Below are 25439 nucleotides of genomic sequence, written 5' to 3' on the forward strand. Positions count from 1 at the left end.
TCTCGGCCAGCGGCCGCGAGGAACCCCACCCGCTTGCGCATCACCCGATTTTTTTTCGTGTCCTCAATTTTCTGCACTGTCCCGTCAAAGGAGCTGCATGTCCCCGGTGGAAATTACCCCGGAGTTTAATCCGCTCAGGTCGCCGTCCGACTATCGTCTGAATCGAATCGCCGGGCCGTCCAGCCTCGTGATCTTCGGCGTCACCGGTGACCTCGCGCGCAAGAAACTCATGCCCGCGGTCTATGACCTCGCCAACCGGGGGCTGCTGCCGCCCGGCTTTGCCCTGGTGGGCTTCGCCCGCCGCGACTGGGACAACGAGGACTTCATGCAGGTTGTGCATGACGCCGTCAAGGAACACGCTCGCACCGACTTTCACGAAGATGTCTGGGCGCAGCTAGCCGAAGGCATCCGTTTCGTTTCGGGCACCTTTGACGATGACGAGGCGTTCGCTCGATTGACGCAAACCATTGACGAGCTGGACCGAGAACGCGGAACGATGGGCAACCATGCGTTCTACCTCGCCATTCCGCCAAAGGCGTTCCCCCTCGTCACCGAGCAGTTGCGCCGTTCCGGCCTGGCCGAGCAGAAGAACGGCCAGTGGCGACGTGTCGTCATCGAGAAACCGTTCGGGAGCGACCTGACAACGGCCCGTGAGCTCAACGATGTCGTCGAGTCGGTCTTTCCACCCGACTCCGTCTTTCGCATCGACCACTACCTCGGCAAAGAGACGGTGCAGAATATTCTGGCGCTGCGATTCGCCAACGAGATGTTCGAACCGCTGTGGAACGCCAACCACGTCGAGCACGTGCAGATCACCATGGCCGAAGACATCGGTGTCGGAGGTCGTGCCGGATACTACGACGGTATCGGCGCGGCTCGCGACGTGATTCAGAACCACCTACTGCAGCTGCTCGCGCTCACCGCCATGGAAGAGCCGATCTCCTTCGACGCCGCCGACCTACGCGCGGAGAAAGAAAAGGTGCTCGCCTCGGTGCGGCTCCCCGCCGACCTCGGCCTCGGCACCGCCCGCGGGCAGTACGCCGGCGGCTGGCAGGGCGGCGAAAAGGTCGTCGGTTTTCTCGAAGAAGACGGGATGAACCCGGACTCGGTCACCGAAACCTATGCTGCCATGCGTTTGACGATCGACACCCGACGTTGGGCTGGCGTTCCGTTCTATCTGCGCGCCGGCAAGCGCCTCGGGCGTCGCGTGACCGAAATTGCCGTGGTCTTCAAGCGGGCCCCCCAATACCTGTTCGCGCCCGGCCAGACGGCCGAACTCGGACACAATGCCCTCGTGATTCGCGTGCAGCCGGACGAAGGGGTCACCATTCGGTTCGGCTCGAAGGTTCCGGGAGTGGTCATGCAGGTTCGCGACGTGACCATGGACTTCGGCTACGGGCATGCCTTCACCGAGGCCAGCCCTGAGGCCTACGAGCGACTCATCCTTGACGTCCTCCTGGGCGACCCGCCGTTGTTCCCCCGCCATGAAGAGGTCGAGCTGTCCTGGAAGATTCTGGACCCGGTGGAAGAATACTGGGCCACCCAGGGCCAGCCGGAACAATACCGCCCCGGCACCTGGGGCCCCACATCCGCTGACGACCTATTGGCCCGCGACGGCCGCACCTGGAGGCGACCATGATCGTCGATCTGCCCAACACGACCACCGCGAAGATCTCCAAGGCGCTCGTGCGCATCCGCGAGGAGGGTGGCGCGGTCGCCCTCGGGCGAGTACTGACGCTGATCATCGCCTCCACCCTCGGACACGAAGAGGAAGCCATTGAAGCCGCCAACGATGCCTCGCGGGAACACCCCATGCGAGTCATCGTCGTGTCGACCCAGGACAACGATGAAACGGATGCGACTGCTCGCGTCGATGCGGAAATTCGCGTCGGCGGGGATGCCGGCGCGAGCGAGGTCATCGTTCTGCGCGTCTACGGTGATGCCGCGAACGATCCGGAAAGCCTGGTCACCGGCCTGCTCTTGTCGGATGCTCCCGTCGTCGCCTGGTGGCCGGGCACCGCGCCAGCCGTTCCCGGCGACTCGCCACTCGGCCGCATCGCCTATCGCCGGATCACGGATTCCTCTGCCCAGCCGGACCCGCAAGCGGCACTGCACCAGCTGTGCGGCAGTTATCGTCCCGGCGACACCGACTTCGCCTGGACCCGACTGACGCTCTGGCGGGCCCAGTTGGCGGCCGTTCTGGACCAGCCACCCTATGAGCCGATCATCGGCATCCAGGTGACCGGTGCCGCAGCCTCGCCCTCGACCACGCTGCTCGCTGCCTGGTTGCAGATGCAGCTGCAGGTGCCCGTGGACTGCGTCCTGACGACGGGCCCCCTGGCCAATGGTGTGCACGGTGTACATCTGACGCGCGCGTCCGGGACCATTTCCCTCGAACGCGAGATTCCCGATATTGCCACCCTCACCCAGCCGGGCCAGCCGATGCAGGACCTGACGCTCAAGCGCCGCAGCCTGCGCGATTGCCTGGCCGATGAACTGCGCCGACTCGATCCCGATGAGCTGTATGGTGAGGTGATCACGCGCGGCCTGCCGCAACTCGATGACGTGGTGGCACAAAGAACCGGAGCGTGACCGTGACCAATGAACGACGCGTGCTGCTGCACCAGAACAAGCAAGCGCTGGCCGGGTCGGTCGCTGCACGCTTTCTGACCAACATGGTTGACGTCCTACACGAACAGGACGAGGCCAACGTCGTGCTCACCGGCGGTTCCGTGGGCATCGCCGTTCTGGCCGCCATCAACGAGTCGGCCGCCCGCGACACCATCGACTGGTCCCGGGTGAATTTTTGGTGGGGCGATGATCGTTGGCTTCCCCGCGCCGATCCGGAACGTAACGAGTTGCAGGCGCGCGAAGCACTTTTGGACCACATCTCGGTCCCTGCGGAAAATATTCACGCTTTCGGAGCGTCCGACGACGACGTCGAAGCGGGGACGGATGCCCTCGACGCTGCGTCCGCCCACTATGCGGCGGAGTTGTTGGCTCGAGCCCCCGAGGGATCCCAGTACCCTCGTTTTGACGTCACGTTTCTCGGAGTCGGACCCGATGGCCATATCGCGTCGCTCTTCCCTCACCGATCGGGTATCCGCGAGCGTGAAGCCAGCGTCATCGCTGTGCGTGACTCCCCCAAACCCCCGGCCGACCGTCTGTCCCTGACTCGGCCCGTGATCAACTCGTCGGATCGCGTCTGGCTGGTGCTGGCCGGATCTGACAAGGCATCGGCGCTCGGACTGGCTCTCGCTGGAGCCAGCCGCGACGAGGTACCCGCTGCCGGGATCAAGGGCCGCTACCACACCGTGTTCTTCGTGGACAACGACGCAGCAGCCCAAGTGCCGGAAAGCCTGATCGCGGCTGCCTACTAGGCTTTCCGAGGGCATCCGCTGAATCGGATTCCCTAATCAGGCGTGAAAAACAACAAAGGGCCGGCTCTCGATTTCTCGAGAGCCGGCCCTTTGGGTGGTGCAGATCAGTTCGTAGGCGACAGCTTGCCCCGACGAACGCGCAACTGGTTGAGTGCTTCTTCAAGGAGCGACTCGGCCTCTTCTTCGGTACGACGCTCCTTGACATAGGCCAAGTGGGTCTTGTAGGGCTCGAGTTTCACGACCGACGGAGGATTCTCCTTGTCCCGGCCAGCGGGAAGCCCCGACGACGGGCAATCAATGGTCACCGGGATCTCTTCATCGGGCAGGCTCGCAGCAAAGTACCGTACCGTCTCATTGCCCAAAGCATCCCAGTATGAGACCTTGATGCGGTCCGCGTGAAAACCGCGGTCCTGCTCGCCCATGGGCCCCGCGCCTACACGAGAGCCACGAATTGCGCTTCCGCCTGATGCCATCTTGTTCCTCCGTTGACTCGTGCAGTCGTGCGCTGCAGGTTCGAGCTGTGATTGGTGCTACTGCTGTAGACAATGTGCCTTGAAAGCCTGTGCACGACAAAGTGCACCGGAAACCTCAGGGTAACTCCGCACTGGTCGAAAAGTTAAGCTCCTGTGTCAAACTTCGTGATCAATCCGAGAACGACGATGCAGGAGATCCAGAGCAGGCCCAGAATGATCGTGATCCGGTTGAGGTTTCGCTCGGCCACCCCCGACGCTCCCAGGTTGGAAGTCACACCGCCGCCGAACATGTCGGAGAGCCCACCACCCCGCCCCTTGTGCAACAAAATGAGCATGGTGAGCAGGAGGCTCGTAATACCGACGAGCACCTGCATGACGACCTGGAGAATCTCCACACGAAACCTTTCACAAACACGGTGGACGCAACTCTGGCGCCCAGACCATCGTAATTATACCCTTCAGCCCACAAGCGAGGCGGTTGCCACACGGGCAACCCCCTCGCTCACGACTGGGAGGGTGCGCGTCGGTTTAGAGACCGACGTGCTTTTGATAGCGGATGATGCTGGAGAACTCTGGAATATCCAGGCTCGCACCGCCGACCAGGGCACCGTCAACATTGGGTTCGCGCATGAACGCGGCGATGTTGCCGCTTTTGACCGAACCGCCATAGAGGATGCGCGTCTTGTCGGCGACGTCCTGCCCAAGCAGTTCGGTGAGAACGCCGCGTAGGGCTGCGGCGACCTGTTCGGCCTGTTCAGGCGTTGCCGCCTGTCCGGACCCAATGGCCCAAACCGGTTCGTACGCGACGACGATATCGGCGGCGTTGGTGACGCCGGCGAGGGCGGCACGCAGCTGAGCGACGGGAACGGCGCTTGGACCGTGAACGGCGAGGTCTTCAGCACTTTCGCCCACGCAGATCAGCGGCACGAGATTGTGCTTCAAGGCTGCGGTCACCTTCGCGGCGACCTGCTCATCGGACTCATTGTGCAGGGTACGGCGTTCGGAGTGCCCGATGATGACGTACTGGCACTCCAGCTGAGCCAGGAACGCCCCGGAGATCTCGCCGGTGTAGGCTCCGGATTCCTGCGCCGAGACATCCTGCGCACCAAAGGCGAGCGGCAGCTTGTCGGCCGAAACCAGGGTCTGCACGCTGCGCAGGTCGGTGAACGGCGGAAAGACTGCCACCTCCACGGCGGCGAAATCATGATTGGCGTCCTTGAGATTCCAGGCGAGCTTCTGCACAAAGGCGATGGCCTGGAGGTGGTCCAGGTTCATCTTCCAGTTGCCCGCGATCAGCGGTGTACGCCGAGGGTTAATGTTCACTGCCATCCGAGGACCTCCAGTCCTGGCAGGCGCTTACCTTCGAGGAACTCGAGGCTGGCACCGCCGCCGGTAGAAATATGACCAAATTGGTCGTCGTTGAAACCGAGAATACGCACGGCCGCGGCGGAATCGCCACCGCCGACCACGCTGAGGCCGGTAACCTCGGTGAGTGCGGCGGCCACGGTACGGGTGCCCTCCGCGAACGGTGCGAGTTCAAAAACGCCCATCGGGCCATTCCAGAACACCGTGTTCGATGCCCGAATTATTTCGGCAAACGCCAGAGCGGTGTCTGGTCCGATGTCGAGGCCGAGTCCGGCTGCGCCGAACGGGGTGTTCTCGATACCGTCGGCCGGTGTGATGACGTGTTCGGCATCTGCACCGAATTTCGAGGCGACAACGACATCGGTCGGAAGCACGATTTTGACGCCAAGGCGATCCGCCTCGGCCAGGTAACCGCGAACCGTGTCGATCTGATCGCTTTCGAGCAGGCTCGCGCCGACCTGGTGCCCCTGCGCGGCCAGGAACGTGAACAGCATTCCGCCGCCAATCAGCAGCGAATTCACGCGCGGCAACAGGTGACCGATGACGCCGAGCTTGTCGCTCACCTTGGACCCGCCGAGGATGACCGTGTACGGCGCCTCTGGCTTTTCGGTGAGGCGATCAAGCACGTCGAGTTCGGCAGCGATGAGCAGTCCGGCAGCGCTCGGAAGGAGCGAGGCGAGATCGTACACGCTGGCCTGCTTGCGGTGGACAACGCCGAAGCCATCCGAAACGAGCGCGTCGCCGAGCAGCGCGAGCTGCTGGGCGAACGCGAGGCGATCGGCATCCGTTTTGCTGGTTTCTCCGGCGTTGAAGCGCAGGTTTTCCAGGACGACGATTTCACCGTTCTGCAGCGCTGCCACGGCCTCGGTGGCCGAGGCGCCGACGGTGTCGGTGGCGAAGGCCACCGGAAGGGCCACCAGTTCGCTCAGGCGAGCAGCGACCGGCTTCAGGCTGTACTGGGGATCAACAGCCCCGTCGGGACGCCCGAGGTGAGAAACAATCACTACGCGGGCGCCCTGAGCGACGAGGGCGTTGAGGGTGGGCAGTGACGCCCGCACTCGTCCATCATCGGTGATCTGCCCGTTTTTCAACGGAACATTCAGGTCGAAGCGGACAATAACCCGCTTGCCGGCGAGGGAACCAAGCGAGTCAATCGTGCGTAACGTCACCGGGGGCCGTTAGAGTCGCTCGGCGACGAACTCGGTGAGGTCAACGAGGCGGTTGGAGTAACCCCACTCGTTGTCGTACCAAGAAGCAACCTTGACCTGGTCGCCGATCACCTTGGTGAGGCCGGCGTCGAAGATCGAGGAGTGCGGGTCGCCGACGATGTCGCTGGAGACGATAGGGTCCTCGGTGTAGCTGAGGATGCCCTTGAGGGGGCCCTCGGCTGCAGCCTTGTAGGCGGCGTTCACTTCTTCGACCGTGACCGGGCGCGAGGCCGTCAGGGTGAGGTCGGTGATCGAGCCGGTCGGAACCGGAACGCGCAGCGCGTAACCGTCGAGCTTGCCGACGCTCTCCGGGATGACCAGGCCGAGTGCCTTAGCTGCACCGGTAGAGGTCGGGATGATGTTCAGCGCGGCGGCACGGGCACGCCGAAGGTCGCTGTGCGGGCCGTCCTGCAGGTTCTGGTCTGCGGTGTAGGCGTGGATCGTGGTCATGAGGCCACGCTCGATGCCGAAGTTGTCCAGGAACACCTTGACGAGCGGCGCGAGGCAGTTCGTGGTGCAGGATGCGTTCGAGATAATGTTGTGAATCGCCGCGTCGTAGGTGTCTTCGTTCACACCGAGCACAAGCGTGGCAACGTCAGCACCGGTTGCCGGGGCAGAGACGATGACCTTCTTTGCGCCGGCCTCGATGTGCTTCTGCGCGTCGACGGCCTTGGTGAAGCGACCGGTGGACTCGATGACGATCTCGACGCCCAGGGCTGCCCAGGGGAGGTTGGCCGGGTCGCGCTCGGCGAGCACCTTGATGGGCTTGCCGTTGACAATGATATTGTCACCGTCGACCTCGACCGAGGCGTTCAAACGACCGGCGACGGAGTCGTACTTGAGCAGGTGGGCGAGCGACGCGGGGTCGCTGAGGTCGTTGACGGCGACGATTTCGATGTCGCTGCCCTTCGCGAGGGCTGCGCGGAAGTAGTTACGGCCAATACGGCCGAATCCGTTGATGCCGATCTTTACGGACACAAATAACTCCTGTTAGAAAAGGGCGCCGACTGGCGCGATGAAAAGTGATGCACTACTGGGTACGGGAGGAAAACAGCGGTGCCCCGCCCGCGCACCGAAATGCTGGGGTGGGGCACCGGCAGGCTATGAGAGTAGCAGCAGGCCGTTGGTCTTCTCGCGTGCGACGGTGAAACGCTCCTGAACGTTCGCCCAGTTGGCGATGTTCCAGAACGCCTTGACGTAGTCAGCGCGCACGTTGCGGTAGTCGAGGTAGTAGGCGTGCTCCCAGACATCGAGCATGAGAACCGGAACGGTACCAGCAGCGAAGTTGGACTGCTGGTCGAAGAACTGCTGGATGATCAGGCGCTGGCCAATGGAGTCCCAAGCTAGAACTGCCCAGCCGGAACCCTGCACGCCCAGGGCAGCGGCGGTGAAGTGCGCCTGGAACTTATCGAAGGAACCGAAGTTGTCATCGATCGCGGCGGCGAGTTCGCCGACAGGCTTGTCTCCACCGTTCGGGGAGAGATTGGTCCAGAAGATGGAGTGGTTGACGTGGCCGCCGAGGTTGAAGGCGAGGTCCTTCTGCAGCTTGTTCACGTTGGCGAGGCTGCCGCTGTCGCGGGCCTCGGCGAGCTGGGCGAGCGCGGTGTTCGCGCCGGTAACATACGCCTGGTGGTGCTTGCCATGGTGGAGTTCCATGATGGCACCGCTGATGCTGGGCTCGAGAGCCGAGTAGTCATAGTCAAGGGTGGGCAGGATATATTCAGCCATTACTTATCTCCTTTTCAGTGGTGGCGCCACATCGGATGCGGCGACCTTGTAAGCACATTCAAGTGTACCTGCGCGGTTCCCAGGCACAGAATTGATCACGTCAGGCGTCTTCCGGGTGAACCGGGTAGGGAACGTCGGTTCCCTCGATGCCAAGCTCGACCGCTTTCTTGTCTGCCATGGCGAGCAGCCGGCGGATCCGGCCGGCGACGGCGTCCTTGGTCATCGGCGGATCGGCGTGGTGGCCCAGTTCATCAAGGCTGGAGTCACGAAAATTGAGGCGGAGATCGCCGGCATAGCGCAGGTGTTTGGGGATATCTTCGCCCAGGATGTCCATGGCGCGCTGAACGCGGGCACAGGCGGCGACCGCGGCTTCGGCCGAACGGCGCAGGTTCGCGTCATCAAAGTTGACCAGCCGGTTGGCGGTGGCACGCACTTCGCGACGCTGCCGCAGCGTCTCCCAGTTGAGCACGGTGTTGGTGGCGCCCATGTGCACGAGCATCGCCCCAATGGCATCGCCGTCACGGATGACGACCCGGTGTACCCCGCGAACTTCGCGCGCCTTGGCCGCGACGCCGAGGCGTCCGGCAGCGCCGACCAATGCCATGGCGGCTTCGTTGCCGGGGCAGATGACCTCGAGGGCCGCCGAACGGCCCGGATCCGTCAGAGTGCCGTGGGCGAGGAAGGCTCCGCGCCAGACGGCGGCGATTTCTTCCTTCGAGCCGGTGGTGAGACGGTTGGGCAGACCTCGAATCGGGCGCCGACGGGCATCCAACAGGCCAGTCTGTCGTGCCAGTGTCTCCCCACCCTCGATGACCTGCACGAGGTAGTGGCTGGACTGGCGCAGGCCGGCGGCGGCAATGACCTGCAGGGCGCTGCGCACTCCGTAGAGCTCGGCCAGGTCCTTCCGCACCCGGCGAGCCAGGATGGCGGTGTCCAGTTCCGATTCGATCGCGATGCGGCTGCTGATCATGTGCAAACCTCCGGAGAACCGAAGAATAGTGGCCAGTTCGGCCGCGCGCACGGTGGTCTTGGAGACCTCCACGCGCGAAAGTTCATCTTTAACGTCGGCGGTGAGTGCCAATCGCTTTTCCATTCTGTTGATCAGTTGCGTTAGGTCTGAGGGATGAGAGTGCGGTGGAGCAGCGGATGCTGCGCCCGGTCTCGCTTATTCGCGTCCGAGGTCGCGGTGCTTGATATTAACCACGACTCCGGGAAGTTTTTCGAGTCGAGACGCCAGTTCCCGGGCCATGGCGACGGAGCGATGTTTGCCCCCGGTGCAGCCGATACCGATCGTGGCATGGCGTTTGTTTTCCCGCTGGTACCCGGCCAAAACCGGTGCCAGGGCGGCCGCATAGTGGTCGATAAATTCGAGGGCACCATTTTGGGCAAGTACAAAGTCTCTCACTTCCGGATCGACACCGGTGTGCGCCCGCAGCTCTGGGATCCAAAACGGGTTCGGCAGGAAGCGGGCATCGGCCACCAGATCGACATCCGTCGGCAGGCCGTACTTGAAGCCAAAGCTCATAATGGTGAGCTGCACGCCGGCCGATCCGGCTGCGGCGAATCGCTCAGTGATGGCCGTCGCCAGCTGGTGCACATTGAGGTCTGAGGTGTCGATGACCAGGTCGCTCGACTCCCGCACGGTCAGCAAGCGAGACCGCTCCGCCGCGATGCCATCGAGCAGGGTGCCATCACCCTGCAGAGGGTGCGGCCGACGTACCGATTCGAAGCGGCGCACGAGCGCGTCATCCCGCGCTTCGAGGAAGATCACCTGAACCTGCGTGTTACTTCGCAATTGCTGCACGGTTTCGAGAAAGTCACCGAACAGATCGCGGCCGCGAATGTCGACCACGGCGGCGATCTTGGGCAGGTTGGTACCGGCACGTTCGACCAGATCGACCAGGGGCCGCAGCATTTGCGGGGGCAGATTATCGACGACGTACCAGTCGAGATCCTCCAGCGCATTGCCGACGGTCGAACGACCCGCCCCGGACATTCCCGTGACGATCAGCACTTCCTGCTTGTCGGGATCCGTAGTCATACGTTCAAAGCGCCTTAATGAAAAGTTGTGGGACTATCCAGCCTACCCAGCGGTGGGCGGTTCACGCGCGCAAATGGGCATGGATCGCCTCGGCCAGCACCGGGCCGATGCCGCGAACATCTGCTATTTCCTGCACGGATGCGACCTTGAGCCGGGCCACCGAACCGAAATGCTGCAGCAGCACCTTGACCCGGGCGGGGCCAAGCCCGGCGATCTCCCCCAAGATCGAGGCTACGTCCTTCTTACGTCGGATGCGCTGATGAGTGATGGCAAACCGGTGAGCTTCGTCGCGGATGCGCTGAATCAGGAACAGCGCGTCGCTGTTGCGCGGCAGAATCACCGGGTAGTCGGAGTCGGGCAGCCAGATTTCTTCGAGCCGCTTGGCGATGCCACACAGTTGAATTCCGGTCACGCCCGATTCAGCGAGTGCCCGTTTGGCTGCGGCGACCTGCGGCTGGCCGCCGTCGACGATGAGCAGGTTGGGCTGGTACTTGAATTTGGCTCGCTTCTGCTCGACCTGGGCGATGTCGCTCTGACCGGCGACTGCGATCGGAGCGGGATCTGCGGCATCCGCTGCCCCGGATTCGGGTTTCAGGTAGGCCAGCCGGCGCGTGAGAATCTGGTAAATCGAGTCGGTGTCGTCGGTGGACACTGGAATGTTGAAGCGGCGGTATTCGTCTTTGCGGGGTAACCCGTCTTCGAAGACAACCATCGATGCGACGATGTTGGTGCCGCTGAGGTGGGACACGTCGTAGCATTCCATCCGCAGCGGCGCGGCCGGCATCTCCAGGGCTTCCTGAATGTCTTCGAGCGCCTTCGACCGTGCGACGAAATCGGAGCTACGCCGGGTTTTGTAGAGCATGAGGGCCTGTTTGGCGTTGTTGGTGGCCGTGACGAGGAGGGCGGCCTTCTCGCCGCGCTGCGCAGCCACCAGCCGTACCTTGCGCCCGGCCAGATCGGCCAGCCAGGTCTCGAGGGCTTCCGCGTCGTCGGGCAGTTCGGGCAGTACGATTTCGCGCGGCGGCTTCGACTCGTTGTTGTAGGCCGTCTGCATCATGGAGTCGATGAGCTCGCTCCTGGTCACGTCGAGCTCCTTGTCGACCATCCAACCGCGCACACCGCGGATGCGACCGCCCCGCACGATGAACAGCTGCACGGCGGCGGCCAGCTCGTCCTGCTCGATGGCGAACAGGTCGATGTCGACGTTGTCCCGCAGCACGACGGCGCTCTTCTCGAGTACGGCGTTGAGCGCCCGCACCTGGTCGCGCCGTTTGCCGGCGATTTCGTACTGCTGCGCCGCTGCTGCGTCTTTCATCTCCTGGGTGAGCTCGTTGATGAGTTTCTTGTCGTGACTCCTCATGAAGCTAACGAACTCATTGACGATCTTGCGGTGATCCTCCATCGAGACCAGGCCGGAGCAGGGGCCGAAGCAGCGCCCGATCTGGCCGGCGAAACACGGCTTGCCGCTCTGCATGGCCCGTTTGTAGTTGGCGTTGTTGCAGGTGCGGATGGGGAAGGCCTTGAGCATGAGCTCGATGGTTTCGTGCACGGCCCACACCTTGGGGTACGGCCCGAAGTAGCGGGCGCCCTTGATATTCTCGGTGCGGGTGACGAGCGCGCGCGGCGCCTCATCGCCCAGGGTGACGGCGAGGTAGGGGTAGGACTTGTCGTCCTTGAACTGCACGTTGAACGGCGGATCGAACTCGTTGATCCACATCCACTCAAGCTGCAGGGCTTCAACCTCGGTGCCGACGACCGTCCACTCGACCCCGGTCGCGGTGGTGACCATGCGGCGGGTACGTTCGTGCAGGCTGTACAGCGGCGCGAAGTAGTTGCTCAGCCGGGCCCGCAGGTTCTTGGCCTTGCCGACATAGAGGATGCGCCCGGTCGCATCGCGAAACCGGTAGACCCCGGGGGTCGTGGGAATCTCGCCCGTTTTCGGGCGATAGCTCAGGGCATCAGACATGGCCTCGCGGCCGCCTAGCCGGCAGCCAGGACCTCCTTCAGGAAGGAACCGGTGAAGCTCTTCTTGACCGTGGCGAGGTGCTCAGGGGTGCCGGTCGCGAGTACCTTGCCACCGCCGGAACCACCCTCTGGGCCGAGGTCGATCACCCAGTCGGCGGACTTGATGACGTCGAGGTTGTGCTCGATCACGATGACGGTGTTGCCCTTGTCGACAAGGCTGTTGAGCACGAGCAGCAGTTTGCGCACGTCTTCGAAGTGCAGGCCCGTGGTCGGCTCGTCGAGCACGTATACACTGCGACCGTTGGACCGGCGCTGCAGCTCGGTGGCGAGTTTCACCCGCTGGGCCTCGCCGCCGGAGAGGGTCGTGGCGCTCTGGCCGAGGCGCACATAGCCCAGTCCGACCTCGACCAGCGTTTTGAGAAAACGGTGGATCGACGAGATCGGCTCGAAGAAATCGGCCGCCTCGCTGATCGGCATGTCGAGCACCTCGGCGATGTTCTTGCCCTTGTAGTGCACGGTGAGGGTGTCGCGGTTGTACCGGTCTCCCCCGCACACCTCGCAGGCCACGTACACGTCGGGCAGAAAGTTCATCTCGATCTTGATGGTGCCGTCACCCGAGCAGGCTTCACAGCGGCCGCCCTTGACGTTGAAGCTGAAGCGACCGGGCAGGTATCCGCGGGTCTTCGATTCGATGGTCTCGGAGAACAGGGTGCGGATCTTATCGAACACGCCGGTGTAGGTGGCCGGGTTGGAGCGCGGGGTTCGGCCGATGGGTGCCTGGTCAACGTGGATGACCTTGTCGAGCTGCTCGAGACCGGTGACCCTGGTGTGCTTGCCGGGCAGCTTGCGGGCGCCGTTCAGCCGATTGGCGAGCACACGGTAAAGGATGTCGTTGACCAGCGATGACTTGCCAGATCCGCTGACCCCGGTTACGGCGGTGAAGGTGCCGAGCGGGAACGTCACCGAGACCTTTTGCAGGTTGTTGGCCTCGGCACCGGTGACGCCGATGAGTCGCTCCGGGTCGATCGGGCGGCGGGTCGTCGGGGTGGCGATGGACTTGCGCCCGGCCAGGTAGTCGCCGGTGAGCGACTTCGTGTTGGCGAGCAGCCCCTCGTAGGAGCCGGAGTGCACGACGTGTCCGCCGTTGACCCCGGCGCCGGGGCCGATGTCGACGATCCAGTCAGCGGTTTTGATGGTGTCTTCGTCATGTTCGACCACGATGAGCGTGTTGCCGAGGTCGCGCAGGGTGACCAGCGTCTCGATCAGGCGACGGTTGTCGCGCTGGTGCAGGCCGATGCTGGGTTCGTCGAGCACGTAGAGCACCCCGGTGAGCCCGGAACCAATTTGAGTGGCCAAGCGGATGCGTTGTGCCTCACCGCCGGACAGGGTCGCCGCGGCCCGCGCCAAGTTGAGGTAGTTGAGCCCGACCCGAATGAGAAAATCGAGGCGCGCGCGAATCTCGCGCAGAACCTGGGCGGCGATGGCGGCCTCGCGGTCGGTGAGCGTGAGCTGGTCCATGAACTCGCGGGCGTCGCTCAAACTGAGCGCGCAGACATCCGCAATGCTCGCGTCGTGCACGAGCACGGCGAGCACCTCGGGCTTGAGCCTCGTGCCCTTGCAGACGTGGCAGTCGACCTCGCGCAGGTATTCCGACCAGCGCTGCCGCTGGGTGTCGCTCTCGGCCTGCAGGTACTGGCGTTCGATGTAGGGCACGACACCCTCGAAGCCGGAGGTGTAGCTCATTTCACGCCCGTAGCGGTTCTTCCATTTGACCCGCACCTCGAAGTTATCGCCGCGCATGACGGCGTTCTGCACCTCGCTGGTCAGGTCACCCCAGGGGGTGTCGAGCGAGAAGTCGAGGTCGCGGGCGAGACCGTCGAGGAGCTTCTCGTAGTACTGGAACAGGCCCTTGCCCTGGGTGGTCCAGGGCAGTACAACACCCTCGGCGATACTCAGGTCCGGGTCGCCGAGCAGCAGGTCTTCGTCGACGGACATGCGGGTGCCGAGGCCGGAGCACTCCGGACAGGCGCCGAACGGGGCGTTGAACGAGAACGTGCGCGGTTCGATTTCGGTCAGCTGCACCGGGTGGTTGTTCGGGCAGGAGAGCTTCTCGGAGTAGTTTTGCCAGGCCTTGTCGCCTTCCTCGTCGAGAAAGTTGATCTGCACGAGGCCATCGGTTAGCTTGAGCGCCGTTTCGAGCGAGTCGGTGAGGCGACTGAGCAGTTCGGGGCCGGCGACCAGACGGTCGACAACAACGGAAATGTCGTGCTTCTGCTGCTTCTTGAGCGTGGGCGGTTCGCTCAGCTGAATCTGGGTGCCGTCGACGATCGCGCGGGAGTAACCGCCACCGGCGAGCTCTTGGAAGAGGTCGACAAACTCGCCCTTCTTCTGCGAAATGACCGGGCTGACCACCTGGTAGCGGATACCCGCCTTCAGTTCCATGAGCTGGTCGGCGATCTGCTGCACGGTCTGCGACTGGATAATCTCGCCACAGATCGCGCAGTGCGGCACGCCGATACGGGCCCAGAGCAGGCGCATGTAGTCGTAGATCTCGGTGATCGTGCCGACCGTGGACCGCGGGTTGCGGTTGGTGGACTTCTGGTCGATCGAGACCGCGGGGCTCAAACCCTCGATGAAGTCCACGTCGGGGCGGTCAACCTGCCCGAGAAACTGCCGAGCGTAGGCCGAGAGTGACTCCACGTAGCGGCGCTGGCCCTCGGCGAAGATGGTGTCGAAGGCGAGCGACGACTTTCCCGAACCGGAGAGACCGGTGAAGACCACGAGCGCATCGCGCGGAATCTCCAGATCTACGTTGTGAAGGTTGTGTACGCGGGCTCCGCGCACACTGAGTTTGGGACCTGTTTCTACCTTGGTAATCGACACTCATTGAGTCTATGCAACGCCGCTGACAGTGCCTGACAGCAAGCATCGCCGAGAGCGAACACCGGCACATCCCAATATTGTTTCAGAGTATGTATATACTCGGTGACTAATAGCCGTTTGAATTGCCGGAGGTCGTATGTCTGTTCGCCAGAGTCTGCTCGCCATCCTGAACCAGGGGCCGTGCTACGGCTACCAGTTGCGGGCCGAATTCGACCGGCGCACCGGGTCGACCTGGCCGCTCAACGTCGGCCAGATCTACAACACCCTCGACCGGCTGGAGCGCGACGGTCTGGTGCAGAAGGCCGATATCGACGCCGACGGTCAGAATTACGTCGAGATAACGGATGCCGGACGGGCGGAGGTCGCCGACTGGCTCGGCTCCCCCGTGGTGCGCACAATGGCCACCCGTGACGAGCTCGCCATCAAGCTCGCGATCGCCGTAACGCTGCCCGGCGTCGACATCGCCCAGGTGATTCAGGTCCAGCGCACCGCCACCATGCGCACCCTGCAGGAACTGACCCGCACCAAGAACGCGACCGCCGACCCGGAATCATCCGAGCAGCTGGCCTGGCTGCTCGTGATCGACTCGCTCATCTTCGCCGCCGAGGCGGAAGCGCGCTGGCTCGACCACTCGGAGCACCGGCTGGCCAGAGCCCGCGCGGCCGGCCTGGCCGCTCCGCTGCCGCTCAACACCGAGGTGCCCAAGCGCGGTCGCCCGGCCAAGACTGCGGCGGCCAACGCATGACCGGCTCCGACATTCTCTTGCAGCTCGACGGAATCTCGATGCAGTACGGCCGCGGCGAGACCGCGATCACCGCGCTTGCGGGAGTCGACCTGTCGGTGCGCCGCGGCGAACTCGTGGCCGTGATGGGGGCATCCGGTTCGGGAAAATCGACCCTTCTAACGGTGGCCGGCGGACTCACCCCACCGACGGCCGGGGAGGTCGTCGTCGAAGGGCACTGGCTGAGCCAGCTCTCGGCCCGCGAACTCGCGACCCTGCGCCGGCGCAGCCTCGGATTCGTGTTTCAGGATTTCAACCTGATTCCCTCGCTGACCGCGCTCGAAAACGTGAGCCTGCCACTCGAACTCGACGGGTGGACGTCAAAGAAAGCGCACCGTCCAGCCCTCGATGCGCTCAATATCGTCGAGCTCGGTGAACGGGCCCAGCATTTCCCCTCTGATTTGTCGGGCGGCCAGCAGCAGCGGGTGGCGATCGCCCGCGCCGTCGTCGGCGGCCGGTCGTTGATTCTCGCCGATGAACCCACCGGCGCCCTCGATAGCACGACCGGCGAGCTTGTGTTGCGGATGCTCCGCTCGCGAGTCGATGCCGGTGCCGGCGGCATTCTGGTCACCCATGATGCCCGCCACGCGGCCTGGGCCGACCGGATCGTCTTTCTGCGCGACGGGCGGATTGTGGACGAGTCGCGGGCATCCGCTGTGTCGAGCCTGCTGAGCGGGCTGCCGGCATGAGCGTTGAGCCGAGCTCGCTTGCGGGCGGGCGCTCGGGTAGTACCCGAATCGCGTTTCGGATCGCCCGGCGAATGGCCCTGCAATCCCGCGGCCGCAGCGCGCTGATCGCGCTGCTCGTGGCGATTCCCGTGCTCGGACTGGTAGGAATCACCACGGTGGACGCGAGCAACACTGCCTCTCCCGCCGAACGGGTCGTGCTCGAACTCGGCTCGACAGAGGCGCGGGTGATGATCGTCGCGTCGCCCGACCCGAAGTTCACCCAGGACCCGCTCAACGACCGCCATTGGGGGCCGAGCGACGAGGCATTCAATGGCGAAGCCGCGCAGTCAATCGAGCCGGAGCCCGTCACCGCCGCCTCGCTGTTCCCAGCCGGAACCCGTTTGTTGTCCATCCGGCAGGCCAACGTCGTCGCCGAAACGAAGGACGGACTCGGCTCCTTCACGGCGGTGCAGGGACAGCCGTGGGATGCGTCCTTCGCCGGAAAATGGGATGTCACAAGCGGTTCCGCACCCGCGAACGACGGCGAGATCATGGTAACCGCCGCCACGCTCGACCGCTTGGGGGCAACTGTCGGGTCGACGGCCGTGATCACCGCCCCCGAGCCCGGCGAGTTCACCATCGTCGGCACGATCCGAAGCGCCTGGCTCGACGACGCGGCGACCTCGTTCTACGGTCTCCCCGGCGCCTTCGACGGGGTCCTGCCCGATGATTCCGACCTGCTGACCGAGTGGTATCTGCCCGACACCCCGCTGATCTGGAGCCAGATCGGCGACCTCAACCCGCGCGGGGCGACCGTGCTCTCGCGCACCGTGTTGCTCGACCCGCCGCCGGTGGGCAGCTATCCCCTGGACGGCACCGTCTCCTTGAGCTTTTTTGATTCATTCCTCATTCTGCTCGGCGGCTTCGCCCTGTTCGAGGTGGCCCTGCTCGCCGGCGCCGCGTTCACCGTCGGCGCCCGAACCCAGCAGCGCACCCTGGCAACCCTGGCCAGCGTCGGCGGCGACAAACGGATGCTGTTTCGCGTTATGTCCTTCGGCGGCGTCATCCTCGGCGCCCTCGGGGCGGCCGTAGGAACGGTGCTCGGCCTGGCCGGAGCGTGGATCTTCATGCAGATTTCGGCGAACGGCAGCGCGGCGCGGTATCCGGGGTTTCACCTCGATCTGCTGTCGCTGCTGATCATCGCGGCCTTCGCCGTTCTCGCCGGCTGGTGCGCTGCCGCGGTGCCGGCCCGGGCAGCCGGGCGGATCGACGTTCTGGGAGCGCTCCGCGGTGCCCTACGTCCGCCGCGTCCGACGCCGCGACGCCCAGCGGCCGGGATCATCCTGCTGGCCCTCGGTGCGATCGTCGCTGTGAGCGGCGGACTGCTCGAGCTCGCCGCGTACTTCCCCGTCTATCAGGCGTGGCTGGCCAATTTCGGAATCGGCCTCATCATCGCCGGACCGGTGATCATGCAGCTCGGAGCGGTGTTTCTCGCTCCGCTGATTCTGCGCTGGGCCGCCGGGCTCGCCTCATGGTTCGGCCCCGGAGCCAGACTGGCGACCCGGGACGTGGCTCGGAATCCCGGGCGCAGCGTGCCGGCCCTCGCTGCCATCATGAGCTGCGTTTTCGTCGCCGCCTTCGCGATGAGCCTCATCTCGACCTTCCAGGTGAACTCGAGCAAGGACTACTACTATTCCGTTCCCGAGGACACGGCCTGGGTAAGCCTGAACGCCTACGTCGACGAACCGCCGTACGGGACGATGCTGCTGGAGAGCGGACCAGAGGTTCGTAACGCCTTGGACGGGGCCTTCCCCGACTCCCGGGCGCGCCTGCTCAGCAGCGTCGCGAACCCGCCCTTATGGGTCAAGACCCCGGCCGACGGCGAGACCGCAACCGGCAGCACAGCCCCCGTTTTCGCGTACCCGCGCCTCGATCCGGGCACGGTGTGCCCGAGCGACGCGACTCGGTCGGAGGTCGGTCATCAGGAAGATCGCACCGACATTCGCTGCCCGACGCCGTACTACCTCGATCCGATGATGTCGAGCATCAGCGAACACATCCGGGTGGGCGACATAGCAGATTTCGCTGCCATTCTCGGCGTGCCGGTGTCAGACCAGTCCCGGGCCACGCTCACCGCCGGCGGTGCGGTGAGCACCTACCAGCAGTACGTGGTCGATGACACGATCCACCTCGACTGGATGGCCACCCTCGACGCGCCCGTGGCACCGGCCCGCAGCGTGGCGCTGGCCGGGAGCGTACAGTCGCCGGAGCATCCGCTGCCCTATGCGATCTTCATGCTCACGGAGACGGCCGATTCCCTGGAGCTGGACCATCGACCAACCATGGTCGTCAGCAGCCTCAATGCGGCTCCGACTCAGGCGCAGCAAGACCAGGTGCAGGGGGCCGTCACCGCCGTCGAACCAGGTCTGTTCGTGCAGGTCGAGCCAGGGCCACAGGCCTTCGGCGCATCGTGGACCTGGGCGCTGCTCGCCCTCACCGCGATCATCGCATTGGTCACGGCGTCGATCACCATCGGGCTCGCCCGCGCTGACGGGCACCGGGACAACGCGGTGCTCACCTCGCTCGGGGCGTCTCCACGGGTGCGCCGGGCGTTCGGGTTCTGGCAGGCGGTGGTGATCGTCGGCCTCGGCAGCGTCATCGGGGTACTGCTCGGACTCGTACCCTCGCTCGCCCTATCGCTGACCCGCGATACCGCTGGGCAGTCTCTGCTGCCGTTCACGCCGCCATGGCTCCAGCTGGCCCTCATCGTGGTGGCGCTGCCGGCGCTCGTTGCGGTCGGCGGTGCCCTCACGGCCGGCGGCAACCGCACCCGGTTCAGCAATCGGGCCGCGTTCGACTGAGTCGGACGGGGGCATCCGCTCTGGCGGCACTCGTTTGGGAAGTTGGCACGTGTTTGAACTAGTGCCGGCTTCTCAAACACGTGCCGCGATCCGCAACGGGACCCATGACGGCCCGGGCACGGCTACTGCAGGTGGCCGGCCTTCTCCATCTGGCGCAACTCGCGCTTGAGCTCGGAGAGCTCATCGCGCAGGCGGGCGGCGAGCTCGAACTTCAGCTCGCCAGCAGCCTCGAGCATCTGCGAATTGAGGTCGGCGATGATCGACTCGAGGTCGTTGGCACCGTTCGCTGCCAGGCCGACCCGGCGGTTGGGCGTCGACGACTTACGGCGGGCATCGCGACCGGCCAGAAGTTCGGCGGTGTCGGCCTCTTCGCGGGCCAGGGCCTCGGTGATGTCGCCGATGCGTTTGCGCAGCGGGGTCGGATCGATGCCGTGCAGCGTGTTGTAGGCGACCTGCTTCTCGCGGCGGCGGTCGGTCTCGTCGATCGCTTTCTCCATCGAGGCGGTGAGCCGGTCGGCGTACATGTGTACCTCGCCGGACACGTTGCGGGCGGCGCGCCCGATGGTCTGGATGAGCGACGTGGCCGAGCGCAGGAAGCCCTCCTTGTCGGCGTCGAGGATGGCGACAAGGGATACCTCGGGCAGGTCGAGGCCCTCACGCAGAAGGTTGATGCCGACGAGTACGTCGTAGATTCCGGCGCGCAGTTCGGTGAGCAGCTCCACCCGGCGCAGGGTGTCGACGTCCGAGTGCAGGTAGCGCACCCGTACCCCCGCCTCGGTGAGAAAGTCGGTGAGGTTCTCGGCCATCTTCTTGGTGAGCGTCGTGACCAGCACGCGTTCGTTGCGTTCAGAACGCTTCTTGATCTCTTCGAGCAGGTCGTCGATCTGGCCCTTGCTCGGCTTGACGATGATTTGCGGGTCGATCAGACCGGTCGGGCGGATGATCTGCTCGACGATGCCATCCGCTATGCCCATCTCGTATTTACCCGGCGTGGCCGACAGATACACGGTCTGGCCGACTCGGTTCTTGAACTCGTTGAACTTGAGCGGTCGGTTGTCGAGCGCGCTCGGCAGCCGAAAGCCGTGGTCGACGAGGGTGCGCTTGCGCGAGGAATCGCCCTCATACATGGCGCCGATCTGCGGCACGGTCACGTGCGACTCGTCGATGACCATGAGAAAATCATCGGGAAAATAGTCGAGCAGGCAGTGCGGGGCCTCCCCCGGTTCGCGGGCGTCGATGTGCCGGGAGTAGTTCTCAATACCCGAGCAGAAGCCGATCTGCTCCATCATCTCGAGATCGAAGGTCGTGCGCATGCGCAGCCGCTGGGCTTCGAGCAGTTTGCCCTCGCGCTCGAGCACCTCGAGGCGGTCGGCCAGTTCGATTTCAATGGTGCCGATCGCCCGGCGCATGACGTCGTCGCTCGCGACATAGTGCGAGCCGGGAAAGACCGAGACCGCGTCGAGTGTCTTGACGATGTCACCGGTGAGCGGATGCAGGCTGTGCAGCGCCTCGATCTCGTCGCCGAACATCTCGATGCGAATCGCAAGCTCTTCGTACATGGGGATGATCTCGATGGTGTCGCCGCGAACCCGAAAGTTGCCGCGAGAGAAGTCGACATCGTTGCGCTTGTACTGCATGGCGACGAATTTGCGCACCAACCAGTCGCGACTGACCTTCTGCCCCACCTGCAGGGCGATCATGGCCTGCATGTAGCCTTCCGGCGTGCCCAGACCGTAGATGCACGACACCGTCGACACCACGATGACGTCGCGGCGGCTCAGCAGCGAGTTCGTGGTGGAGTGCCGCAGCCGTTCGACCTCTTCGTTGATTGAGGAGTCCTTCTCGATGAAGGTGTCGGTCTGGGGTACGTAGGCTTCGGGCTGGTAGTAGTCGTAGTAGGAGACGAAGTATTCGACCGCATTGTTGGGCATGAGGTCGCGGAATTCGTTCACCAGCTGGGCGGCCAGCGTCTTATTGTGGGCCAGAACGAGCGTCGGACGTTGCACCTGCTCGATCAGCCAGGCGGTCGTCGCCGACTTGCCGGTTCCCGTGGCACCGAGCAGTACGATGTCTGTTTCGCCAGCGTTGATGCGGGCCGTCAGGTCGGCGATCGCGGACGGCTGATCGCCACTCGGCGTGTACTCACTGACCACTTCAAACGGGTTCACAGAGCGCGTTGGTTCCATACCTTCATTCTACAAAGGCGGTCTGACAGTCAGTCTTGCGCAGCAGAAGACGGCAAGCGGATGCCGTCGGTCACAGCGATCTTGCCGGCTTCAGCCGCGAGAACCCGCTCCCAGAGCGCGTCGACCGGCGCTAGTGTCGCGGCGATGGACCCGGTGTTGTTGATCACAACGTCAGCGATGGCGAGGCGCTCCTCGTCAGTGGCCTGGGCTCCAATCCGCTGAGTAGCTTCCGCCTCGGTCAACCCGCGGAGGTCGATCATGCGCTGAATTCGGGTTGCGGCATCGGCGTGCACGACCACGACGAGATCGAAGGTCACTAGGCCGCCGGCGACAGCCTCAGCCAAAAGCGGAACGTCATAAACCACGATGGCATGCGGATCGGCGGCGTCCGCGGCTGCAATCCGGTCGCGGGTGAGCTGGCGGACCGCCGGGTGGGTGATCGCATTCAATCGTTCGCGTCGCTCCGGATCAGCGAAGATGATGGCACCGAGCGCCGGCCGATTGAGACTGCCATCCGGCAGCACCACACTATCGCCGAACTCCGCTTGGATCGCGGCGAGGCCGACAGTGCCGGGTGCGACGACCTCGCGGGCCAACTGGTCGGCGTCAATGCCCACAGCTCCGAGCTCCGCCAACCGTTTCGCCACTGTGCTCTTGCCCGAGGCGATACCGCCGGTCAGCCCAATCACATACATCCCGCCAGACTATCTGCTGGCTCGGCTTGCACCGCGCGCAAGCGCCAAGCGAATGCGCCGACTCCTCGCGGGGCCCGCGTCGAAGTTTCGGTCTGGGTCCACTCGGATACCCGAAATCATCACCGCAGACCCAGCGTTGGTCGCTCCCGTAGTGCACGTTCGGGATTCCCTCGAATCGTTTTGCCAGGCTGGCCCGAACCTCGTCCTTGCCCACGTACTGGTCGCCACGGGGCGGAGTTCCCCGCGGCATGGAGACGACGCAGTCGTTTGCGAAATAGCCCATGATGGCGTCGAGGTCGTAGTCATTGCAGGCCTCCAGGAATCCCCCAATCACTTCGCATGTTAATTCCTCCCCCATGCGCGTCACCGTATCCGCTTATTCGAGGGCGCGCTTGATCTCAGCGAGTAACGCCTCACGGTTGAGGTCTGGTTTGTTCATGGCGACGACGGGTTGTCCTGGATCGCTGTCGATGGTGTCTTCTTCCTCGTTGGTGATCGCCGCATCGCCGGTCTCAGCAGATTTGACGCAGTAGGTGGGTTCCTCCACATCCGAAGTCGCCTGCTCGATGGTTTCCCGGTCTTCGTCAACGACAAGAATGCGGCGGGGATAGGAACGATTGAGGCGCAACCCCAGCAGGGCAAGAGAATTCTGCAGTTCCGCTCGCTGGAGCGGTTTTTCCAGCACGGCCGCTGCGCCACGACTCAGCGCCACACTCATGTCCGCATCGCCGGCGATGACCACGACCGGAATTGATGCAAATTTTGGCGAATCATGCAGCTGCAGCAAAAAATTCCACCCGTCTATGCGCGGCAATTTCACGTCGAGGGTGATGAGGCTGAGCGGAATTTTGCGGGCGAGAACGAGCGCCTCCTCGCCGGTGGATGCTACAACCACCGCGAAACCTTCGGCTTCGAGGAAAAGACGGACGAGCTTCGCCGACTTGTGGTCGTCCTCGACCACCAGAGCAGTGGACGTTGCCCCTGACTCAGCCACTTCGGTAACGCCGTCGCGGAGGCCCGGGAAAAAGAATATGGAGTCGTGGTCAGCCGTGGCGATCACTTCGGGCAGGGAGCCTTCCCCGAGTGCAGTATCGTTCTCGTCCCCGGGTATCAAAGATTGCTGCGGTCCGGAGCCGGAAGATGCTCTGACCACGGCGCTGGGGTTGGGCGCTGACGCCGTATCGGCAAGCGGATCGCCGTCGGTGGTCGTTCGGCCAGCACGGCGCGGCACGCCGTTGCCTGACGGTGACACAGCTCCGTCGAACGGTGTGCCCGCGTCGTCAGTCGAGCTCCGCCATTCAGAATTGTTCTCGACCGGGTTGTCGGTGTCAGTAACGGGACGAAAACTATGCATGAAACTCTCCGATGGGGCTGTGAAACCGTTGCGCACTGTGCCATTCCACCCAGAAGCCGATTGCACATGGGGGATAGCCGCATCCGCTCGGCAATTTTGTGAATACCGGGACGCAACCAAATAGAGGAAATTTCCTCACTACTAGGTATACCACGAACCACGACGTATCTAATGACGGCTGCGTAGTGACGGCGGATACCTCTGTGCGCGCGGTCCGTCGGCATCCGCTTTCGTCGCCCCGGTTAAACACGTCGGGCCGCATCCCGAAAGATGCGGCCCGACGTGCGCAGTCACACTGCGTAGCTGTGAAACAGCGCTGTGGTTAAGCTGTGGTGCTAGTTGCCGCCGGAGAGCTTCTCGCGGAGAGCCGCGAGTGCTTCGTCGTCGGCGAGCGTGCCGGCGCCAGCCGACTCGCTCGAGAAGGCAGAGCCGGCCGGTGCGACGTCGCTGGGGGCAGCGATCTCGTCGTTCGCGGTCGAAACCTGCTTCTTGTGGGCTTCCCAGCGAGCCTGGGCTGCAGCGTAGTCCTGCTCCCACTTTTCGCGCTGCTCGTCAAAGCCTTCGCGCCACTCGTTGGTCTCGGAGTCGAAGCCCTCGGGGTACTTGTACTGGCCCTTGTCGTCGTACTCGGTGAGCATTCCGTAGAGCGCCGGGTCGAACTCGGTGCCGTCGGGGTCGACGCCATCGTTGGCCTGCTTGAGGCTCAACGAGATGCGGCGACGCTCGAGGTCAATGTCGATGACCTTGACGAAGACCTCGTCGCCGACCGAGACAACCTGCTCGGCGAGCTCGACGTGCTTGCCGGAGAGCTCGCTGATGTGCACGAGGCCCTCGATGCCTTCTGCGACGCGAACGAACGCGCCGAACGGAACGAGCTTGGTGACCTTACCCGGTGCAACCTGGCCGATGGCGTGGGTGCGGGCGAAGACCTGCCACGGGTCTTCCTGCGTAGCCTTGAGCGACAGCGAGACGCGCTCGCGCTCGAGGTCAACTTCGAGGATCTCGACGGTGACTTCCTGGCCAACTTCAACGACCTCGCTGGCGTGCTCAATGTGCTTCCAGCTGAGCTCGGAAACGTGAACCAGACCATCGACGCCGCCGAGGTCGACGAACGCGCCGAAGTTGACGATCGAGGAGACGACGCCCTTGCGGACCTGTCCCTTCTGGAGGTTGTTGAGGAACGTGGTGCGGCTTTCGCTCTGCGTCTGCTCGAGCAGGGCGCGACGCGACAGCACAACGTTGTTGCGGTTCTTGTCGAGTTCAAGGATCTTCGCTTCGATTTCCTGGCCCAGGTACGGGGTCAGGTCGCGAACGCGACGAAGTTCGATGAGCGATGCCGGCAGGAAGCCGCGCAGGCCGATGTCGACGATGAGTCCACCCTTGACGACCTCGATGACCGAACCGGTGACAACACCGTCGGACTCCTTGATCTTCTCAACGTCGCCCCATGCACGCTCGTACTGAGCGCGCTTCTTGGAGAGGATGAGGCGGCCTTCTTTGTCTTCTTTCTGAAGAACGAGGGCCTCGACCAGGTCGCCGACCTTGACAACCTCAGAGGGGTCAACGTCGTGCTTGATGGAAAGTTCGCGAGAGGGGATGACACCCTCAGTCTTGTACCCAACGTCGAGGAGAACCTCGTCGCGGTCGATCTTCACTACGGTGCCCTCGATGAGGTCTCCGTCGTTGAAGAATTTCAGAGTCTTTTCGACCGCGGCAAGAAAGTCTTCAGCAGATCCAATGTCGTTTATGGCGACCTGCTTGGGTGCCCGTTCGGTCGTTGCGATTGTCATGTAGTAGTTGCTCCAGGATGGACATAGTCGGGCCAGACGCGAAAAATAATTCAGGTGTTTT

Annotated in this window: 21 protein-coding genes; 6 read left to right on the top strand and 15 right to left on the bottom strand. The window is 63.8% G+C overall.

Annotation, left to right across the window (positions count from 1 at the left end):
* Positions 1–97: 97 nt before the first annotated feature.
* Genes zwf through pgl form a run of 3 tightly spaced genes read left to right on the top strand, consistent with a single transcriptional unit; the run spans position 98 to position 3380 of the window.
* Positions 98–1639, top strand: coding sequence for a glucose-6-phosphate dehydrogenase (zwf, locus tag CXY80_RS13480; protein WP_092448551.1), 1542 nt, complete (start codon positions 98–100; stop codon positions 1637–1639).
* Positions 1636–2592, top strand: coding sequence for a glucose-6-phosphate dehydrogenase assembly protein OpcA (locus CXY80_RS13485; protein WP_104132811.1), 957 nt, complete (start codon positions 1636–1638; stop codon positions 2590–2592). Before zwf ends, CXY80_RS13485 begins: the two co-directional genes overlap by 4 nt.
* A 2-nt stretch (positions 2593–2594) precedes the next feature.
* On the top strand, positions 2595–3380 hold the full coding sequence (gene pgl, locus CXY80_RS13490) for a 6-phosphogluconolactonase (protein WP_092448722.1): 786 nt from the start codon (positions 2595–2597) through the stop codon (positions 3378–3380).
* Between the two features lie 104 nt (positions 3381–3484).
* Here the strand turns inward: pgl and CXY80_RS13495 are convergent, their stop codons facing one another.
* The 10 genes from CXY80_RS13495 to uvrA form a co-directional block, all read right to left on the bottom strand.
* Positions 3485–3853, bottom strand: coding sequence for an RNA polymerase-binding protein RbpA (locus CXY80_RS13495; protein ID WP_092107849.1), 369 nt, complete (start codon positions 3851–3853; stop codon positions 3485–3487).
* Positions 3854–3996: 143 nt separating this feature from the next.
* On the bottom strand, positions 3997–4248 hold the full coding sequence (gene secG, locus CXY80_RS13500; protein WP_092107845.1) for a preprotein translocase subunit SecG: 252 nt from the start codon (positions 4246–4248) through the stop codon (positions 3997–3999).
* 133 nt (positions 4249–4381) lie between these two features.
* Positions 4382–5182, bottom strand: coding sequence for a triose-phosphate isomerase (gene tpiA / locus CXY80_RS13505; RefSeq protein WP_170851537.1), 801 nt, complete (start codon positions 5180–5182; stop codon positions 4382–4384).
* Positions 5173–6387 carry a phosphoglycerate kinase gene (gene pgk, locus CXY80_RS13510; protein ID WP_104132812.1) on the bottom strand — a complete coding sequence of 405 codons (1215 nt, stop codon included), beginning with the start codon at positions 6385–6387 and terminating at the stop codon, positions 5173–5175. Before pgk ends, tpiA begins: the two co-directional genes overlap by 10 nt.
* A gap of 9 nt (positions 6388–6396) precedes the next feature.
* Positions 6397–7404 carry a type I glyceraldehyde-3-phosphate dehydrogenase gene (gap, locus tag CXY80_RS13515; RefSeq protein ID WP_092448548.1) on the bottom strand — a complete coding sequence of 336 codons (1008 nt, stop codon included), beginning with the start codon at positions 7402–7404 and terminating at the stop codon, positions 6397–6399.
* A gap of 123 nt (positions 7405–7527) precedes the next feature.
* Positions 7528–8154 carry a superoxide dismutase gene (locus tag CXY80_RS13520; RefSeq protein WP_092448547.1) on the bottom strand — a complete coding sequence of 209 codons (627 nt, stop codon included), beginning with the start codon at positions 8152–8154 and terminating at the stop codon, positions 7528–7530.
* A gap of 100 nt (positions 8155–8254) precedes the next feature.
* On the bottom strand, positions 8255–9235 hold the full coding sequence (whiA, locus tag CXY80_RS13525; RefSeq protein WP_092448546.1) for a DNA-binding protein WhiA: 981 nt from the start codon (positions 9233–9235) through the stop codon (positions 8255–8257).
* An 84-nt stretch (positions 9236–9319) separates the two neighbouring features.
* Positions 9320–10195: an RNase adapter RapZ gene (gene rapZ, locus CXY80_RS13530; RefSeq protein ID WP_092448545.1), complete on the bottom strand. Its 876-nt coding sequence runs from the start codon at positions 10193–10195 to the stop codon at positions 9320–9322.
* Positions 10196–10256: 61 nt separating this feature from the next.
* Complete coding sequence (gene uvrC, locus CXY80_RS13535; protein WP_104132813.1) at positions 10257–12161, bottom strand: excinuclease ABC subunit UvrC; 1905 nt, start codon at positions 12159–12161, stop codon at positions 10257–10259.
* Positions 12162–12175: 14 nt separating this feature from the next.
* Complete coding sequence (gene uvrA / locus CXY80_RS13540) at positions 12176–15043, bottom strand: excinuclease ABC subunit UvrA (RefSeq protein WP_104132814.1); 2868 nt, start codon at positions 15041–15043, stop codon at positions 12176–12178.
* Positions 15044–15179: 136 nt separating this feature from the next.
* Between uvrA and CXY80_RS13545 the strand changes: the two genes are divergently transcribed.
* The 3 genes from CXY80_RS13545 to CXY80_RS13555 all read left to right on the top strand — a co-directional run bounded on the left by CXY80_RS13545 (position 15180) and on the right by CXY80_RS13555 (position 19353).
* Positions 15180–15788, top strand: a complete 609-nt coding sequence (locus tag CXY80_RS13545; RefSeq protein ID WP_092448542.1) for a PadR family transcriptional regulator — start codon at positions 15180–15182, stop codon at positions 15786–15788.
* Positions 15785–16513 carry an ABC transporter ATP-binding protein gene (locus CXY80_RS13550; protein WP_104132815.1) on the top strand — a complete coding sequence of 243 codons (729 nt, stop codon included), beginning with the start codon at positions 15785–15787 and terminating at the stop codon, positions 16511–16513. The genes CXY80_RS13545 and CXY80_RS13550 overlap by 4 nt, the downstream gene beginning before the upstream one ends.
* A 71-nt stretch (positions 16514–16584) precedes the next feature.
* A complete protein-coding gene (locus CXY80_RS13555; protein ID WP_158251655.1) occupies positions 16585–19353 on the top strand; it encodes an FtsX-like permease family protein in 2769 nt (922 codons plus the stop codon).
* Positions 19354–19475: 122 nt separating this feature from the next.
* Here the strand turns inward: CXY80_RS13555 and uvrB are convergent, their stop codons facing one another.
* From uvrB to rpsA, 5 genes are all read right to left on the bottom strand, one after another.
* The gene (gene uvrB, locus CXY80_RS13560; protein ID WP_092448539.1) at positions 19476–21539 is read right to left on the bottom strand and encodes an excinuclease ABC subunit UvrB; all 2064 of its coding nucleotides are present in this window, start codon (positions 21537–21539) and stop codon (positions 19476–19478) included.
* A 29-nt stretch (positions 21540–21568) separates the two neighbouring features.
* Positions 21569–22234 carry a dephospho-CoA kinase gene (gene coaE, locus CXY80_RS13565; RefSeq protein WP_104132817.1) on the bottom strand — a complete coding sequence of 222 codons (666 nt, stop codon included), beginning with the start codon at positions 22232–22234 and terminating at the stop codon, positions 21569–21571.
* On the bottom strand, positions 22146–22592 hold the full coding sequence (locus tag CXY80_RS20795) for a nuclear transport factor 2 family protein (protein ID WP_092448537.1): 447 nt from the start codon (positions 22590–22592) through the stop codon (positions 22146–22148). Before CXY80_RS20795 ends, coaE begins: the two co-directional genes overlap by 89 nt.
* A gap of 18 nt (positions 22593–22610) precedes the next feature.
* Positions 22611–23588: a response regulator gene (locus CXY80_RS13575; RefSeq protein ID WP_146070740.1), complete on the bottom strand. Its 978-nt coding sequence runs from the start codon at positions 23586–23588 to the stop codon at positions 22611–22613.
* 335 nt (positions 23589–23923) lie between these two features.
* The gene (gene rpsA, locus CXY80_RS13580; RefSeq protein WP_092448535.1) at positions 23924–25378 is read right to left on the bottom strand and encodes a 30S ribosomal protein S1; all 1455 of its coding nucleotides are present in this window, start codon (positions 25376–25378) and stop codon (positions 23924–23926) included.
* Between the last annotated feature and the right edge of the window lie 61 nt (positions 25379–25439).

This window comes from Cryobacterium sp. M91 (assembly GCF_002929615.1).
Taxonomy (GTDB): domain Bacteria; phylum Actinomycetota; class Actinomycetes; order Actinomycetales; family Microbacteriaceae; genus Cryobacterium; species Cryobacterium levicorallinum.

What these genes read in the sequence shown, in the direction of transcription:
- zwf (WP_092448551.1), top strand. Translation starts at nt 98, where the DNA reads ATGTCCCCGGTGGAAATTACCCCGGAGTTTAATCCGCTCAGGTCGCCG.
- CXY80_RS13485 (WP_104132811.1), top strand. Translation starts at nt 1,636, where the DNA reads ATGATCGTCGATCTGCCCAACACGACCACCGCGAAGATCTCCAAGGCG.
- CXY80_RS13495 (WP_092107849.1), bottom strand. Translation starts at nt 3,853, where the DNA reads ATGGCATCAGGCGGAAGCGCAATTCGTGGCTCTCGTGTAGGCGCGGGG.
- tpiA (WP_170851537.1), bottom strand. Translation starts at nt 5,182, where the DNA reads ATGGCAGTGAACATTAACCCTCGGCGTACACCGCTGATCGCGGGCAAC.
- CXY80_RS13520 (WP_092448547.1), bottom strand. Translation starts at nt 8,154, where the DNA reads ATGGCTGAATATATCCTGCCCACCCTTGACTATGACTACTCGGCTCTC.
- rapZ (WP_092448545.1), bottom strand. Translation starts at nt 10,195, where the DNA reads ATGACTACGGATCCCGACAAGCAGGAAGTGCTGATCGTCACGGGAATG.
- uvrC (WP_104132813.1), bottom strand. Translation starts at nt 12,161, where the DNA reads ATGTCTGATGCCCTGAGCTATCGCCCGAAAACGGGCGAGATTCCCACG.
- CXY80_RS13545 (WP_092448542.1), top strand. Translation starts at nt 15,180, where the DNA reads ATGTCTGTTCGCCAGAGTCTGCTCGCCATCCTGAACCAGGGGCCGTGC.
- CXY80_RS13550 (WP_104132815.1), top strand. Translation starts at nt 15,785, where the DNA reads ATGACCGGCTCCGACATTCTCTTGCAGCTCGACGGAATCTCGATGCAG.
- CXY80_RS13555 (WP_158251655.1), top strand. Translation starts at nt 16,585, where the DNA reads ATGGCCCTGCAATCCCGCGGCCGCAGCGCGCTGATCGCGCTGCTCGTG.
- uvrB (WP_092448539.1), bottom strand. Translation starts at nt 21,539, where the DNA reads ATGGAACCAACGCGCTCTGTGAACCCGTTTGAAGTGGTCAGTGAGTAC.
- coaE (WP_104132817.1), bottom strand. Translation starts at nt 22,234, where the DNA reads ATGTATGTGATTGGGCTGACCGGCGGTATCGCCTCGGGCAAGAGCACA.
- CXY80_RS20795 (WP_092448537.1), bottom strand. Translation starts at nt 22,592, where the DNA reads ATGGGGGAGGAATTAACATGCGAAGTGATTGGGGGATTCCTGGAGGCC.
- CXY80_RS13575 (WP_146070740.1), bottom strand. Translation starts at nt 23,588, where the DNA reads ATGCATAGTTTTCGTCCCGTTACTGACACCGACAACCCGGTCGAGAAC.
- rpsA (WP_092448535.1), bottom strand. Translation starts at nt 25,378, where the DNA reads ATGACAATCGCAACGACCGAACGGGCACCCAAGCAGGTCGCCATAAAC.